Source organism: Flavobacterium sp., from assembly GCF_028712645.1.
Taxonomy (GTDB): Bacteria; Bacteroidota; Bacteroidia; order Flavobacteriales; family Flavobacteriaceae; genus Flavobacterium.
Genome location: NZ_JAQTPQ010000084.1, coordinates 1 through 13,662, shown reverse-complemented (window position 1 = coordinate 13,662; position 13,662 = coordinate 1). Strand labels below are relative to the sequence as shown.

General features: G+C 32.9%; 14 protein-coding genes and 1 other RNA gene. 2 read left to right on the top strand and 13 right to left on the bottom strand.

The genetic code is table 11. The features are described from left to right. Positions 1-43: 43 nt before the first annotated feature. The 10 genes from PHC28_RS08225 to PHC28_RS08180 all read right to left on the bottom strand — a co-directional run bounded on the left by PHC28_RS08225 (position 44) and on the right by PHC28_RS08180 (position 8,988). A complete protein-coding gene (locus PHC28_RS08225) occupies positions 44-562 on the bottom strand; it encodes a cytochrome c3 family protein (protein WP_300098551.1) in 519 nt (172 codons plus the stop codon). Beyond that, on the bottom strand, positions 562-1,131 hold the full coding sequence (locus PHC28_RS08220; protein ID WP_300098548.1) for a hypothetical protein: 570 nt from the start codon (positions 1,129-1,131) through the stop codon (positions 562-564). Before PHC28_RS08220 ends, PHC28_RS08225 begins: the two co-directional genes overlap by 1 nt. Positions 1,132-1,241: 110 nt before the next feature. Next, complete coding sequence (locus tag PHC28_RS08215; RefSeq protein ID WP_300098545.1) at positions 1,242-1,754, bottom strand: hypothetical protein; 513 nt, start codon at positions 1,752-1,754, stop codon at positions 1,242-1,244. A gap of 46 nt (positions 1,755-1,800) precedes the next feature. Beyond that, positions 1,801-2,919 (bottom strand): VIT1/CCC1 transporter family protein, encoded by a 1,119-nt coding sequence (locus tag PHC28_RS08210; RefSeq protein WP_300098543.1) that lies wholly within the window; start codon positions 2,917-2,919, stop codon positions 1,801-1,803. A gap of 654 nt (positions 2,920-3,573) precedes the next feature. Beyond that, positions 3,574-4,218, bottom strand: coding sequence for a pyridoxamine 5'-phosphate oxidase (gene pdxH / locus PHC28_RS08205; RefSeq protein WP_300098540.1), 645 nt, complete (start codon positions 4,216-4,218; stop codon positions 3,574-3,576). Positions 4,219-4,400: 182 nt separating this feature from the next. Continuing rightward, positions 4,401-5,306 (bottom strand): ribonuclease Z, encoded by a 906-nt coding sequence (locus PHC28_RS08200; RefSeq protein ID WP_300098537.1) that lies wholly within the window; start codon positions 5,304-5,306, stop codon positions 4,401-4,403. An 88-nt stretch (positions 5,307-5,394) separates the two neighbouring features. Then, on the bottom strand, positions 5,395-5,727 hold the full coding sequence (locus PHC28_RS08195) for a ribonuclease Z (protein WP_300098534.1): 333 nt from the start codon (positions 5,725-5,727) through the stop codon (positions 5,395-5,397). A gap of 69 nt (positions 5,728-5,796) precedes the next feature. Beyond that, entirely contained in the window at positions 5,797-6,723 is a 927-nt protein-coding gene (locus tag PHC28_RS08190) for an aspartate carbamoyltransferase catalytic subunit (protein WP_300098531.1), read from the bottom strand. A gap of 8 nt (positions 6,724-6,731) precedes the next feature. Beyond that, positions 6,732-7,271, bottom strand: a complete 540-nt coding sequence (pyrR, locus tag PHC28_RS08185) for a bifunctional pyr operon transcriptional regulator/uracil phosphoribosyltransferase PyrR (protein WP_300098528.1) — start codon at positions 7,269-7,271, stop codon at positions 6,732-6,734. 100 nt (positions 7,272-7,371) lie between these two features. Then, positions 7,372-8,988, bottom strand: a complete 1,617-nt coding sequence (locus PHC28_RS08180; RefSeq protein WP_300098524.1) for an ABC-F family ATP-binding cassette domain-containing protein — start codon at positions 8,986-8,988, stop codon at positions 7,372-7,374. A gap of 240 nt (positions 8,989-9,228) precedes the next feature. Between PHC28_RS08180 and PHC28_RS08175 the strand changes: the two genes are divergently transcribed. Continuing rightward, positions 9,229-10,668 carry an MFS transporter gene (locus PHC28_RS08175; protein WP_300098521.1) on the top strand — a complete coding sequence of 480 codons (1,440 nt, stop codon included), beginning with the start codon at positions 9,229-9,231 and terminating at the stop codon, positions 10,666-10,668. Positions 10,669-10,778: 110 nt separating this feature from the next. Here the strand turns inward: PHC28_RS08175 and fsa are convergent, their stop codons facing one another. From fsa to ffs, 3 genes are all read right to left on the bottom strand, one after another. Further along, complete coding sequence (gene fsa / locus PHC28_RS08170) at positions 10,779-11,435, bottom strand: fructose-6-phosphate aldolase (protein ID WP_300098518.1); 657 nt, start codon at positions 11,433-11,435, stop codon at positions 10,779-10,781. Positions 11,436-11,477: 42 nt separating this feature from the next. Beyond that, positions 11,478-12,281, bottom strand: coding sequence for an SDR family oxidoreductase (locus PHC28_RS08165; protein WP_300098514.1), 804 nt, complete (start codon positions 12,279-12,281; stop codon positions 11,478-11,480). A 70-nt stretch (positions 12,282-12,351) separates the two neighbouring features. Further along, positions 12,352-12,449, bottom strand: an RNA gene (gene ffs, locus PHC28_RS08160) — signal recognition particle sRNA small type. A gap of 87 nt (positions 12,450-12,536) precedes the next feature. On the opposite strand from ffs, the gene PHC28_RS08155 reads away from it, so the two are divergent. Beyond that, positions 12,537-13,586, top strand: a complete 1,050-nt coding sequence (locus tag PHC28_RS08155; protein WP_300098512.1) for a glutaminyl-peptide cyclotransferase — start codon at positions 12,537-12,539, stop codon at positions 13,584-13,586. Positions 13,587-13,662 lie beyond the last annotated feature (76 nt).

The window sequence follows — 13,662 nt, the reverse complement described above, 5'->3', positions numbered from 1 at the left end:
AATTACTTTGATAATCATCTTTTGGACTTTTGTGAAAAGATATTCAATTATTTTTAATTGTTCCTTTTATTTCATTATGATTAAACGAAGTTGTCGAAGTCCAACTTGTTGTTGAATGGCAACTAACACAAGAGTTTGTAACTTGACTATGCAATTTATTTTGTGGTTGAGAATGGCAACTAATACAATTATTTCTATTGGTTTCGTCTAATAAAATATGATTAAATCTCTTAAAAGACAATTTGGAATCTAGTCCTTTATGATCTGAATGACAAGAAATGCAATCCTGATTTTTGAGATTTTTATGAAATAAAATTTTACTATTCACTGAAGTGCTATCTCCATTTTTATTAGGTTTAAGACCAATTTCAGAGACTTTGTGGCAGGAAATACAGTTTTCGTTTGGAGTTCCCGAAAACATTTTGTGACAGGCCAAACAATCATTGTTCAAATCCGAATGGTCTTGATACAAATTACCTGGTGATAGCATTTTGTGAGGAAATGCAAAAACAATTCCGATGATAGCAATTGTAATAACAAGAAAAATAAGTTTTGTTTTCATCAGCTAAAAAGTATTACCGAAATGATATGTATAAGCGAAAATAAACCCAATAAATAAGTAATTGGCAAGTGAATTGTCCTCCACTTTTTCATTGCATCTATTGTGATGGTATCCCAAAACACTGTCTTTGAAATTTCTTCATCAGACAAACCAGAATCTTTTAACAATTCTTTTCTAATTTTTATAGTTTGATTAGCTTGCTGAACAATATATTTCCCGACCAATCCACTGGCAACATTAATTATTAGAATAAAAATAGCTAGCCAAGGTAATATAGAATGAATGTGTATTCCTGCATGAACTAAAATCATTATTGAACCAGCTAATGCAAGGTATTCGTGATAATCTAATAACACTTTTGGAACTCCAAAACTTATTATTTTTCGCTTTTTTAAAGAATATACAAACGAAATTAAAATGGTAAAAGTTCCCAAATAACCTAAATACTTTCCGATAAAAACTATATTGAAAAAATGCAAAATCAAATCCAAAAAAATGGTACTCAAAATCATTGTTGAGAACCAAATGATGAAAGGAAATACGTCTTTTAAAATTATGCCATTTTTCATTTTGAACGTTTTTGAGCAAAAATCCCAAAATAGATATTCGAAAATATTGAAATTTAATACTTCTATTTTGGAATCTATAAATTAAATTTTAGTGAAATTTAGGAAAGGAATCAATCGTTATCCTCGCTTTCTCCTTGTTCTCCAGTAGCAGCATTTTGCTCTCCACCAACAGCAGGAACAGCGTTTGGTCTTATTTCGGTATGACGAACTTCACCACCTGTTGTTCCTGTTTGCTGTGCAAAAAACACCGCAACAATTGTTACAACTAGTGCAACATAAGAAACTAATTGTGCTTTAGTATGTTTTTTATAATTCAAATACAATCCTGCGAGCGAAATGGTTCCCAAAACATATAAAATAATGGCTAGTTTTTCGGCCATTTCTTCATGTTCGTGAATAATTTGTTTTCCAACCGAAGGCATATCTTCTACCATTTCTTCTGCTCCTTCTCCTGTTCCCATACTAAATGCAGCGAAAATTGCAGACACAATGAATAAAACATAAGCAGTACTTTTCACTGTGTTGTTTTTTAATAGAATTCCTGTAATTAAAATTCCCAGTCCAAGTATTGTCCCGATAATTGGAAAATGGTTTACCACCAAATGTAAATGTGCGTCGTTCATAATTTTTTATTTTTAAAGTTTAATGTTCATTTTATGTGTTTTATAATTAACCAGCCATTGATACTCCTATCAATGTTCCTATTCCATAAGTTACTGCTGCAGCTGCTAATCCAAAAGCAACTTGTCGCATTCCTGAAAACATAATGCTTTTTCCTGTCAACAAAGTGATGGCAGCTCCAATTCCAAAAAGCCCCACAACACTACTCGCAATACTAAGAAAAATAGCGTTTTTACCATCTAAAATCATAAAAGGATACAACGGAATAATCGCACCAATGGCAAAGAGAATGAAAGAAGCAATTGCTGCTTCCCAAGCAGAACCTCCTAATTCTTCTTTATCGATTCCTAATTCTTCTGTAATAATAGCATCAATTGCAGTATCGGGATTTTCAAAAGCTTTGTCGGCAAGTTTTTGAGCTTCATCAGCGTTCATACCTTTAGCTTGATATAGTAAAACCAATTCCTTTTTTTCTTCTTCCGGAGAAGCTTCCAATTCTTCGGTTTCCAAATCAATTTGACGTTGATTTAATTCTCTAGAACTTTGTACCGAAAGCCATTCTCCCAAAGCCATCGAAATTGCACCAGCCATAAGCCCTGCAATTCCTGTCAATAAAATCGTGTCATTAGAAACGGCAGCTCCAGCAACTCCCATTACTAAACTCATATTAGAAACCAACCCATCATTTGACCCCAAAACAGCAGCCCGCAACGCATTTCCTCCAACGGATTTATGGCGACTTTCAAATTTGGATAATAATCCGCCTGAAACATTCAGCGCTGCATTATTATTTACAGCCTCAATAATATTAAGGTGATTGTGTTCAAAACCGTTTGGCTTCTCCCCTTTTTCAATTTTGTTTTTTATAGCGTTTACAGCAAATTGTTTTTCAACATTCGATAAACTACTAATAATGGAATTGTATCCAAAAAGTTTTCCTATTTTTAGTTGAAATTTTGCTCTTGAAGAAGGCAGAGGCATTTTATGATTGGAGTCAAATTCATGTACTTTATCAAGCATGTGTTTAGCATGACCATCTTCAATTTTGGCTAAACTTTGCAAAACACGACTTAAATTTTCATCTGATTGTATTTTTGCAATACTATTGTATAAAAAGGCTGTATCTACTTCTGTTTGTAATTGACCTTTTAGCTTATTTAAATCCATATCGTGGCTATGTTTTCTATTAATAAATATGTGATACTAGTGTATTTATTTTAAATTTCAAAGATAATAAAAAGCTTGAATCTATAGTTAAGAATGACTTAACTTGACATTAAATGTTGCTTAATTTTTTTATTGAGTTTCGTTTAAAATAATTGTATTAGTTTTTGGATTGAATCTATCTCAGTTTTTGATTAAAATTAGCACATAAAAAAAACCATTATGCTTAGCATAATGGTTTTTCTAACTAATTACTAACCAAAAAACTCTCAATTTTTATTTATAAATAGTAGGTTAAGTTTTAAAGTAGATTGTGGGGCAAACTCTTCTAATTGATTAACTATATTATAAATAGTAGGTTAAATTTTAAAGTAGATTGTGGGGCAAACTCTTTTAAATTTTATATTACTGAGAACGTATTTTTTTAATAGGTAGGTTAAGTTTTTTAAAGTAGATGTGGGGCAAACTCTTTTAAATACTTAATAATGTTTTAATTTCTTAAATCAAATATAGAATATTTATCGGTTAAAAAACAAATAAAATCGATAAAATACACAATATAAATATTTACTAATATATATATCTTACAAATATATGTAATTATTAAAAAATAAATATTTAGTTTATTATAGTGTAGTAAATAATAATATGAAATATTTAAGGAGCCAATCTATCAATCTTCCAAGAATAATCCTCTTGTAGAATAAAGCGAATTCTGTCGTGTAATCTGTTAGGCCTACCTTGCCAAAATTCAACTTCAACTGGACGTACTAAAAAACCTCCCCAATATTTGGGTCTAGGTATTTCTTTTCCTTCAAAATCTTTTTCTAATTGTTTTAAACTTTCTTCTAGGTAACTCCTCGATGGAATAATTTCACTTTGGTTCGAAACGATTGCTCCTAATTTGCTTCCTGTTGGTCTGGATTCGAAATAACCGTCTGAAATATTTTCGGAAGTTTTTTCTGCAATTCCTTTTATAATTACTTGACGTTCCATTGAGTGCCAAAAAAAAGAAAGACAAACATTAGGATTATCAGCAATAGCTCTGCCCTTCTCTGAATTATAATTGGTATAAAAAATAAATCCTTCGTAGGTGTATTGTTTCAAAAGTAATACACGTGATTTAGGAAAACCATCCAAACCAAAAGTCGAAACCGTCATAGCGTTGACTTCGTCCACTCCGCCAAAATCTTCTACTTCGTGAAACCATCTGTTGAATAAATTGATGGGATCTTCTGGAATATTAGTTTCGAGAAGTTCGCTTTTATCATAAGATTTTCTGTAATTGCTTAAGTCTTCCATTGTTTTTATTTCAATCTTGTGTTGCAAAAATAAGCAAACTTATTCTCATAAAAGAGTTTTGCACAAATGTATTATTCTTGTTATTTGTCACGCTGGAAGCGTCTAAAATATGTTGCTCTCTCGTGCTTTGAGATGCTTCCAGCGTGACAAATGGAGTTGTACACAATTGGGTTGTTATTTAATCAAAACTCATAAGATTTTCCGTCATCGGCTAAAAGTACATTCGGAAAAATAGTTTCCGCTTGTTCTCTAAAAAGTTCAATGCTGTCGTATCGAGTGGAATAATGCCCTAAAATCAATTGTTTAACATTGGCTTTCAAAGCAATCATAGCTGCTTCTTTTGCTGTGGAATGCATTGTTTTTCCTGCTAAAGTTTCTTCTGTATCCAGAAAAGTAGATTCGTGATACAGAACATTTACTTCGTTTATTATTGGAATAATACTTTCATCATAAGCCGTATCTGAGCAAAAGGCATAACTCATTGGCAGAATTGGGTCAAATGTAAGTTTATGATTTTCAATAATTCGACCATCATCTAATGTGATGTCTTTTCCGTTTTTGATGTTTTGATAATAGCATTTGTCAATTTCATAGTTTTGAACCGCATTCAAATCTAATTTTCTAGCTCCTGCTTTTTCTTGAAACAAAAATCCATTGGTGTAAACCCTATGTTTCAATGGAATTGTTTTAACTATTACTTTATCATCCTCAAAAACAACTTCACTTTCTTTAGATTCCAATTCGTGAAAAAACAAACCATAATTAGGCCAAGAATTGGATAATTTCAATTGAAGATTTATAATTTCCTTAATCCCTTTTGGTCCATAAATATGCAAGTCGGTTGTTCGATTGAGCAACATAAAGGTAGAAACCAAACCTACTAAACCAAAAAAATGATCACCGTGTAAGTGCGAAATAAAAATATGATTGATTCTCGAAAACCTTATTTTGTTTTTGCGCAACTGCACTTGAGTTCCTTCGCCACAATCAATTAGAAACAGTCGATTCTTGATTTCTAAAACCTGTGAAGTTGGATTGGTAAAAGTTCTTGGAGTTGCGGCATAACAGCCGAGGATGGTTAAATTCAAAGTTTATTCGGTTAATCGGTTATTTGGTTAATCTTAAGGTCGCATTCCATTCGATTAAACAGTTAAACGAATAAACAAATAACCTTTTTTAAAATCCTAAATCACGCTCTATTTCTTCCATCTCAATAATATCGTGTGCTTCCTGCAAAGATCTAACAACAGCTAATTTATGAGAAACTGCATTAAAATCAAGTTCAGAAGTCACTATTACAAATGATTTTTTGGCTTTTTTGTGCATTTTAGAAAGAGGCAAAAAATTATCTATTTCTTTTATCGAAAGGATTTTGTGTGGTCTAATATCGATAATAATATTGTGCTTATGGAACGTTTTATACTGGTGAGTCAACTTTAAACGAAATGCTACTATATCGCCTTGTGTATCTTTGATAGTAATAGTATGTCCTTTTTGCTCTACTTTCATCACTTTAAAATTTGGTTATTGCTAATTTACAACGATTATTCAAATAATAACAAACCAATGTTTTGAAATTTACTGAATTTTTGAAGCCAACAAATAAATTACCGCCATTCTAATCGCCACTCCGTTTTCTACTTGATTCAAAATCACTGATTGTTTAGAATCGGCAACATCTGAAGTAATTTCGACACCACGATTGATTGGTCCTGGGTGCATAATAATTATTTCCTTGTTCAGAGAGTCTAATAAGGTTTTATCCAATCCGTATTGTTGTGCATATTCACGTGTTGATGGAAAAAAGTTTACATCCATTCTTTCATTTTGAACACGCAACATATTGGCTACATCACACCATTCCAACGCTTTGCGTAAATTAGATTCAACAGTCACTCCAAGTGATTCTATATGTCTTGGAATTAATGTTTTTGGTCCACAAACTTTAACCTGAGCTCCTTGCATTTGTAAAGCATAGATATTCGAAAGTGCTACTCGTGAGTGCAAAATATCACCTACAATTACTATTTTTTTTCCTGCAACATCTCCTAGTTTTTCTCTGATGGAATAACTATCCAATAAAGCCTGTGTTGGGTGTTCGTGAGCTCCATCGCCAGCATTTACAATACTTGCTTTCACATTTTGTGACAAGAAATGAGCAGCTCCAGGATTGGAGTGTCGCATTACCACCATATCGACTTTCATCGAAAGAATATTGTTTACAGTATCAATCAGAGTTTCTCCTTTTTTTACAGATGATTGCGCTGCAGAAAAGCTAATCACGTCAGCGGACAAACGTTTTTGGGCTAATTCAAAAGAGAGTTTTGTTCTGGTACTATTTTCGAAAAATATGTTGGCAATGGTAATATCTCTAAGTGAAGGCACTTTTTTTATGGGACGATTAATAACTTCTTTAAAATGGTCGGCGGTTTCAAAAATGAGGTTAATATCTTTTTCGTTGATATATTTTATTCCTAATAAATGATTTACACTTAACTCGCTCATTTTACTACTTATTTATTAATTAAATAAACGGCATCTTCACCGTCTTGTTCCTTCCAGCAAACTTTTACTTTTTCGTCGTTGATAGCATCGACCTGACGACCTCGATAATCGGGTTGAATAGGTAAATGGCGGCTAAAACGACGGTCAATTAGCACTAATAATTCAATTTCCGATGGTCTTCCAAAGGATTGAATAGCTGTCAATGCAGACCGAATGCTTCTACCTGTATATAAAACATCGTCTATAAAAACGACTTTTTTATTTTCTACAATAAAATTTATTTGGGTTTTGTTGGCTTCCAATGGTTTGTTGGTTCTGCGGAAATCATCTCTAAAGAAAGTGATGTCTAAATATCCCAAAGCTATCTTTGAAATATTATATTCTTTTTCCAACATATCTTTTAACCGTTGTGCCAAGAAAGTACCACGTGGCTGAATACCAACTAAAATAGTATCCGAAAAATCAAGATGTTTTTCGATTAACTGACAGGCCAAACGGTGCAGAATGATATTGACTTCCTTTGAAGTGAGCAATACTTTTTGACTCATAATGAAGTGTTGTTTGGGATGTAAAGATACTATTTTTTGTTAATCTATAATTTACTTTTTTATAAAAAAACCGTTTCTAAATTGAAACGGTTTAAATTTTTTAAGAATACATTTTCGTTCTTAATTCCTGAACTTTTTCATCATCAAGATAATCGTCGAATGTCATATAACGGTCAATGGCACCATTTGGAGTCAACTCAATAACTCTATTGGCAACAGTTTGTGAAAACTCGTGATCGTGAGTGGTAAAAATCACAGAACCTTTGAAGTTTTTTAGCGAATTGTTGAATGCCGTAATCGATTCTAAATCCAAGTGATTCGTTGGTTCGTCAAGCATTAAAACATTAGCACGTTGCATCATCATTCGTGACAACATACATCTTACTTTTTCTCCACCAGATAAAACGCGACAGGTTTTCAAAGCTTCTTCTCCAGAGAAAATCATTTTCCCCAAAAAACTACGAATGTTTACTTCGTCACGCTCTTCCTCGGTTTTTACCCATTGACGCAACCAATCTACTAAAGAATCGTCACTTTCGAAAAAAGAATGATTTTCAACAGGCAAATAAGCCTGAGTTGTAGTAACTCCCCAATCATATTTTCCAGAATCTGCTTTTTGATTTCCGTTCAGGATTTCGTAGAAAGCTGTTGTAGCACGGGAGTCTTTAGAAAAAAGTACAATTTTATCCCCTTTTGCCATATTTAAATCGACACCTTTAAACAAAACTTCTCCATCAACAGAAGCACTTAAATTTTGCACATTCAAAATCTGGTCGCCAGCTTCGCGTTCTTGGTCAAAAATAATGGCTGGATAACGACGAGAAGAAGGTTTTATCTCGGAAATATTTAATTTCGAAATCATTTTTTTACGAGAAGTAGCTTGTTTTGATTTGGCTACATTCGCAGAAAAACGACGAATAAATTCTTCTAATTCTTGTTTCTTTTCTTCGGCTTTTTTGTTTTGTTGTGCGCGTTGTTTTGCTGCTAATTGACTGGATTCATACCAAAAAGTATAATTTCCAGAATAGTGATTTATTTTACTGAAATCAATGTCGGAAATATGTGTACAAACAGCATCCAAAAAGTGACGGTCGTGAGAAACAACTATTACTGTATTTTCATAATTGGCTAAGAAATTTTCTAACCAAGCAATGGTTTCAAAATCCAAATCATTCGTTGGCTCATCCATAATAAGTAAATCTGGATTTCCAAACAGTGCTTGCGCCAAAAGTACTCGCACTTTAATTTTTCCTTCCAAATCAGCCATTAATGTGTAATGGTTTTCTTCTGTAATTCCAAGATTGGAAAGCATCGAAGCGGCATCTGACTCGGCATTCCAACCATTTAATTCTTCAAATTGCACTTGCAACTCCCCTATTCTATCTGCATTTTCGTCGGAATAATCCAAATACAAAGCATCCATTTCGGTTTTTATTTTGTGCAAAACTTTGTTGCCCATCATCACTGTTTCAAGAACCGTATGTTCATCAAACATATTGTGATTTTGATTCAAAACCGACATCCGTTTTCCTGGTTCTAAGTGAACATGTCCGGATGTTGGATCCATTTCACCTGCAATTATTTTAAGAAAAGTGGATTTTCCAGCACCGTTTGCACCGATAACGCCGTAAACATTTCCGTCGGTAAAAACGGTATTTACTTCGTCAAATAAAATTCGTTTGCCAAACTGAACTGATAAATTATTGATAGATAACATACAATTACTTTTTATTATTTTTTTTGCAAAAGTAGTTAAAAGTGTTCAGTGTTTGGTGCTTAGTGTTCAGTTTTTTTATTGAGCAAACTCAATTATCTCATGTAGATTATTTGTTTAAAATATATTTAACAATATTTATTCTAATTTATTTTTTTTTAATTTACTTTACAAATATATTTACTGCTTCGTAAAGCATATTCAAAAATAATAACCTTTAAACCATTAAATCAATTTACAATCATGAGTTCAGAAAATTCACAAACCAAATGGGGACAATTTATTCCCTTAGTAACCGTCTTCTTCTTTTGGGGATTTGTTGCAGCCAGTAATGACATTTTAATTCCAGTATTTAAAAAAGCATTCGACTTGACTCAAGGTCAAAGTCAGTTTGTATCCATAGCTTTTTATATTTCATATACTGTGGGTTCATTGATTTATATGGGGGTTTCATTATTGATAGGAAAAGACTTGGTAAACAAAATTGGATATAAAAATGGTTTAGCATTAGGATTAGTAATTTCTGCTCTTGGAACTTTATTATTTTACCCAGCGGCAAATACAGGTTCATATCCTTTAATGCTAGCTGGTTTATTCACTGTTGGATTAGGATTTTCTTTACAACAAACGGTTGCTAATCCACTTGCGATTGCGTTAGGTCCAATAAAAACAGGTTCTCAGCGATTGACTTTGGCTGGAGGAATTAATAATCTTGGAACAACAATTGGTCCGTTAATTGTAAGTTTTGCAATTTTTGGAGCAGCAGTTACTGGAGGAAATACAGAAATGAGCATTGAAAGTGTAAAAATCCCTTATTTGATATTAGGATTAGCCTTTTTACTTGTAGCCGTTTTATTAAAATTTTCTTCATTACCAGAACATCCTGAAACAATAGTAGAATCAGTAGAAGACGCAGCTTCTTCAAAAAAATCAGCATTGCAATATCCTCAACTTGTTATGGGAATGATTGCTATTTTTCTTTATGTAGGTGTTGAAGTTTCTACAGCAAGTAATTTACCATCTTATATGGAAACCAAATTAGGATTTGCAATTGGAGACATTGCTCCTTATATCTCTTTATATTGGGCAAGTTTAATGATTGGTCGTTGGACAGGAGCTGTTGAAGCTTTTACCGATAATATGACTACACAAAAAGTACTACGTTTCTTAGCTCCTTACTTGGCGTTTGGTGTATTCTTGCTTGTCAATGCAATTGCAAAACACGATTTAACACCTTTCTACATTTATGGACTTATCATTTTGGTTTTAATTGCTGCTGATATGGCTAGTAAAGGAAATCCTGCTAGAATGTTGCTCATTTTTGCTTCTTTGGGAATTGTAGCCTTATTAACTGGAATTTCAACTAACGGAATGGTTAGTGTTTATGCATTTACTAGTGTTGGTTTATTTTGCAGTACACTTTGGCCTTGTATTTTTACACTAGCGGTAAGCGGATTAGGAAAACACACCAGTCAAGGAAGTAGTTTCTTGATTATGATGATTATGGGTGGAGGAATTATAAGTTGGGCTCAAGGATTTGTTTCTGACAGTATTGGAATACAAAGTAGCTATATTGTTGGAGTTTTATGCTTTGCTTATTTGGCGTTTTATGCTTGGAAAGTAAGTGGAATTTTAAGAGGTCAAGGTATTGATTTTGATAAAAAAATTAGTGGAGGACATTAATTTATCCATAATAAACCAATAAAAAAAGTCGCATTTCAAATTTGAAATGCGACTTTTTTTTATAATTAAATTTTTCAATGTTCACTAATAAAAAGGAACCCTGAAACTTTTTATTTATTCCCTTTTTCAAAATCAGCAACAAATTGTGCCAATCCAATATCAGTCAATGGGTGTTTCAATAAACCGTAAATGGCAGAAAGTGGTCCAGTCATTACATCAGCACCAATTTTGGCACAGTTTACAATATGCATTGTGTGACGAACTGAAGCCGCAAGGATTTGCGTTTCGTAACCATAGTTATCATAAATCAATCTAATTTCTTCAATAAGAGCCAAACCATCAGTCGAAACATCATCTAAACGACCAATAAAAGGTGAAACATAAGTTGCGCCAGCTTTAGCAGCCAAAAGAGCTTGTCCTGCTGAAAACACAAGAGTTACATTTGTTTTGATTCCTTTATCTGAAAAATATTTAGCAGCCATAACACCTTCTTTCGTCATTGGCAATTTAACTACAATTTGCTCGTGCAAATCAGCTAATTCTTCACCTTCTTTAATCATTCCGTCAAAATCAAGTGCATTTACTTCTGCACTTACATCACCATCAACAAGATTGCAAATGTCAACATAATGCTTTAAGATATTGTTTTTTCCTGTGATTCCTTCTTTTGCCATTAATGACGGATTTGTAGTAACTCCATCTAAAACTCCAAGTGCTTGTGCTTCTTTAATTTGAGCTAAATTCGCTGTGTCGATAAAAAATTTCATATATTATTTTGTTTAATTGTGTATTTAAAATTCGGTGCAAAATTACAATTTATAATGATTCATTAACATTTTTTCATAGACTTTATCCGGTAAAATTCGCTTTAGAACAATCGAAAATTTCTGCATAAAAGCACCTACTTTGTAATGAATATTTGGGTTTGGATTTTGAATTATTTTATAAACTGCTTCCGCCATTTCATTATGATAACTTCCACTATCGTCGTGTCCGTCCATCATTTTTAACGTATTTCCATACGGAATTTCATAAGCGGAATCTTTGATTGAAGGTGCGTGAAATCGTTCTGAAGCAATATTGGTTGCGAAATCGCCGGGGGCAACATTCGTAATTTGAATCCCGAATGATTTTACTTCCATCCTCAAAGCTTCAGTTATCAATTCTAAAGCTCCTTTTGATGCTGAATAAACGCTGCGATACGGCAAACCCATATAACCAGCGATAGAAGTAACATTGATTATCAAACCCGATTTTTGTGAACGCATTTGTGGCAAAGCTGCTTTCATCACTTCAATTGGTCCGAAAAAATTAGTTTCGAAATTATTCTTGATTTCTTCGGCTGGAATTTCTTCCAAAGGTCCGGTAATACCAACACCAGCGTTGTTAATTACAATGTCCAATCGACCTGAAGTGGCAATAATTTTGGCAACAGCCACTTGAATTGATTCGGTGTTTCGAACATCTAAAGCAACTAATGGAAAAACAGAATTTAAAACTCGTTCTGGATTCCTGCTAGTTCCGTAAACTATAAACCCCTTGTGATGCAAAAATTCGCCAATAGATTTCCCAATTCCCGAAGAACCACCTGTGATTAGAACTACTTTATTCATTTTTTGAATTTAGATTTGAGTAAAAATAAAAAAATCTTCCATAAGGAAGACTATTTTTGTATAAAATAAAAAATGGCAAGCGACCTACATCGCACCGCTCAACCACTTACCCTTGCTATGTTCCCATCCTGGGGGATTCTGCAGGAGCTGGTCGTGTAGGACTTGCCGGTGCAAATATACAATCTTTTTATATTTTTGCAAGAGCTTTGCACCTATAAAATATCGTTGTATATTGCATCATCAAAATTATTTTTTATGAAAAATTATAACTTCCTATTTATCATTTTATTAGGATTCACTTTGACTAATTGTGGAGATACAAAAAAAGAGGAAAACACATTATTTACTTTCGATATTTCTAATTTCAAGGAACATTATGTGTTTCAAGACACCATTCAATTAGGTGTTTTAAACTCAACTTCAAAAGAAATAGATAGCATTGCTTACTTTGTGAATGACAAAAAAGTTGGTTCTGTAAAAAGCTCAGAAAAACTTCCTTTCAATCTTAAAAATCAAAAATTAGGATATCAATATCTAAAAGCAATTGTTTATTTTGATGGCGAAAACTCGGAAGCCACAACAAGAGTTGAGTTGGTTTCGAACATTCAACCTAAATTATTAAACTATGTTATTTTAAATACCTATCCGCACGACACGGCTTCTTTCACCGAAGGATTGGAATTTTATAAGGATACTTTGTATGAAAGTACAGGTCAAAAAGGAACTTCCTATTTAAGAAAGTACGATTATAGAACGGGAAAAGTTTACAAACAAACAAATCTTGATTCTAAGTATTTTGGAGAAGGAATTACAATCCTAAACAACAAAATTTATCAATTAACTTGGCAGGAAAAAACAGGTTTTATTTACAATGCCGATACTTGGAAGTTAGAAAAAACCTTCGCTTATGAAAAAGACATTGAAGGTTGGGGAATGACAAATGATGGGAAATACATTTATCAAACAGACAAAACCGAGAAAATTTGGAAAATGAACCCCGAAACACAAAAAATGATTGACTACATCAATGTATATTCTGGAGATTCTAAAATAAAAGCCATCAATGAATTGGAATGGATTAATGGAAAGATATATACTAATGTTTGGCAAAAAGACGCCATCGCGATTGTGAACCCTACAAACGGAGCTGTTGAGGGAATTATAGATATGTCAGGTTTGAAAAAACTTATCAAAAATGCAAATGCTGATGTTTTAAACGGTATTGCCTACAACCCAAAAACAAAAACCATTTTTGTTACAGGAAAAAACTGGGATAAAATGTTCGAAATTAAGGTTTCGGAATAAATTCCACACGGAATGAAAACACTATTCATCAACATTAAGGAATTACTTCAAGTGCGAGATAAATCTGTTTTGAAAG

What these genes read in the sequence shown, in the direction of transcription:
- PHC28_RS08165 (WP_300098514.1), bottom strand. Translation starts at nt 12,281, where the DNA reads ATGAATAAAGTAGTTCTAATCACAGGTGGTTCTTCGGGAATTGGGAAA.
- PHC28_RS08210 (WP_300098543.1), bottom strand. Translation starts at nt 2,919, where the DNA reads ATGGATTTAAATAAGCTAAAAGGTCAATTACAAACAGAAGTAGATACA.
- PHC28_RS08175 (WP_300098521.1), top strand. Translation starts at nt 9,229, where the DNA reads ATGAGTTCAGAAAATTCACAAACCAAATGGGGACAATTTATTCCCTTA.
- PHC28_RS08155 (WP_300098512.1), top strand. Translation starts at nt 12,537, where the DNA reads ATGAAAAATTATAACTTCCTATTTATCATTTTATTAGGATTCACTTTG.
- fsa (WP_300098518.1), bottom strand. Translation starts at nt 11,435, where the DNA reads ATGAAATTTTTTATCGACACAGCGAATTTAGCTCAAATTAAAGAAGCA.
- PHC28_RS08190 (WP_300098531.1), bottom strand. Translation starts at nt 6,723, where the DNA reads ATGAGCGAGTTAAGTGTAAATCATTTATTAGGAATAAAATATATCAAC.
- PHC28_RS08225 (WP_300098551.1), bottom strand. Translation starts at nt 562, where the DNA reads ATGAAAACAAAACTTATTTTTCTTGTTATTACAATTGCTATCATCGGA.
- pdxH (WP_300098540.1), bottom strand. Translation starts at nt 4,218, where the DNA reads ATGGAAGACTTAAGCAATTACAGAAAATCTTATGATAAAAGCGAACTT.
- pyrR (WP_300098528.1), bottom strand. Translation starts at nt 7,271, where the DNA reads ATGAGTCAAAAAGTATTGCTCACTTCAAAGGAAGTCAATATCATTCTG.
- PHC28_RS08195 (WP_300098534.1), bottom strand. Translation starts at nt 5,727, where the DNA reads ATGAAAGTAGAGCAAAAAGGACATACTATTACTATCAAAGATACACAA.
- PHC28_RS08180 (WP_300098524.1), bottom strand. Translation starts at nt 8,988, where the DNA reads ATGTTATCTATCAATAATTTATCAGTTCAGTTTGGCAAACGAATTTTA.
- PHC28_RS08220 (WP_300098548.1), bottom strand. Translation starts at nt 1,131, where the DNA reads ATGAAAAATGGCATAATTTTAAAAGACGTATTTCCTTTCATCATTTGG.
- PHC28_RS08215 (WP_300098545.1), bottom strand. Translation starts at nt 1,754, where the DNA reads ATGAACGACGCACATTTACATTTGGTGGTAAACCATTTTCCAATTATC.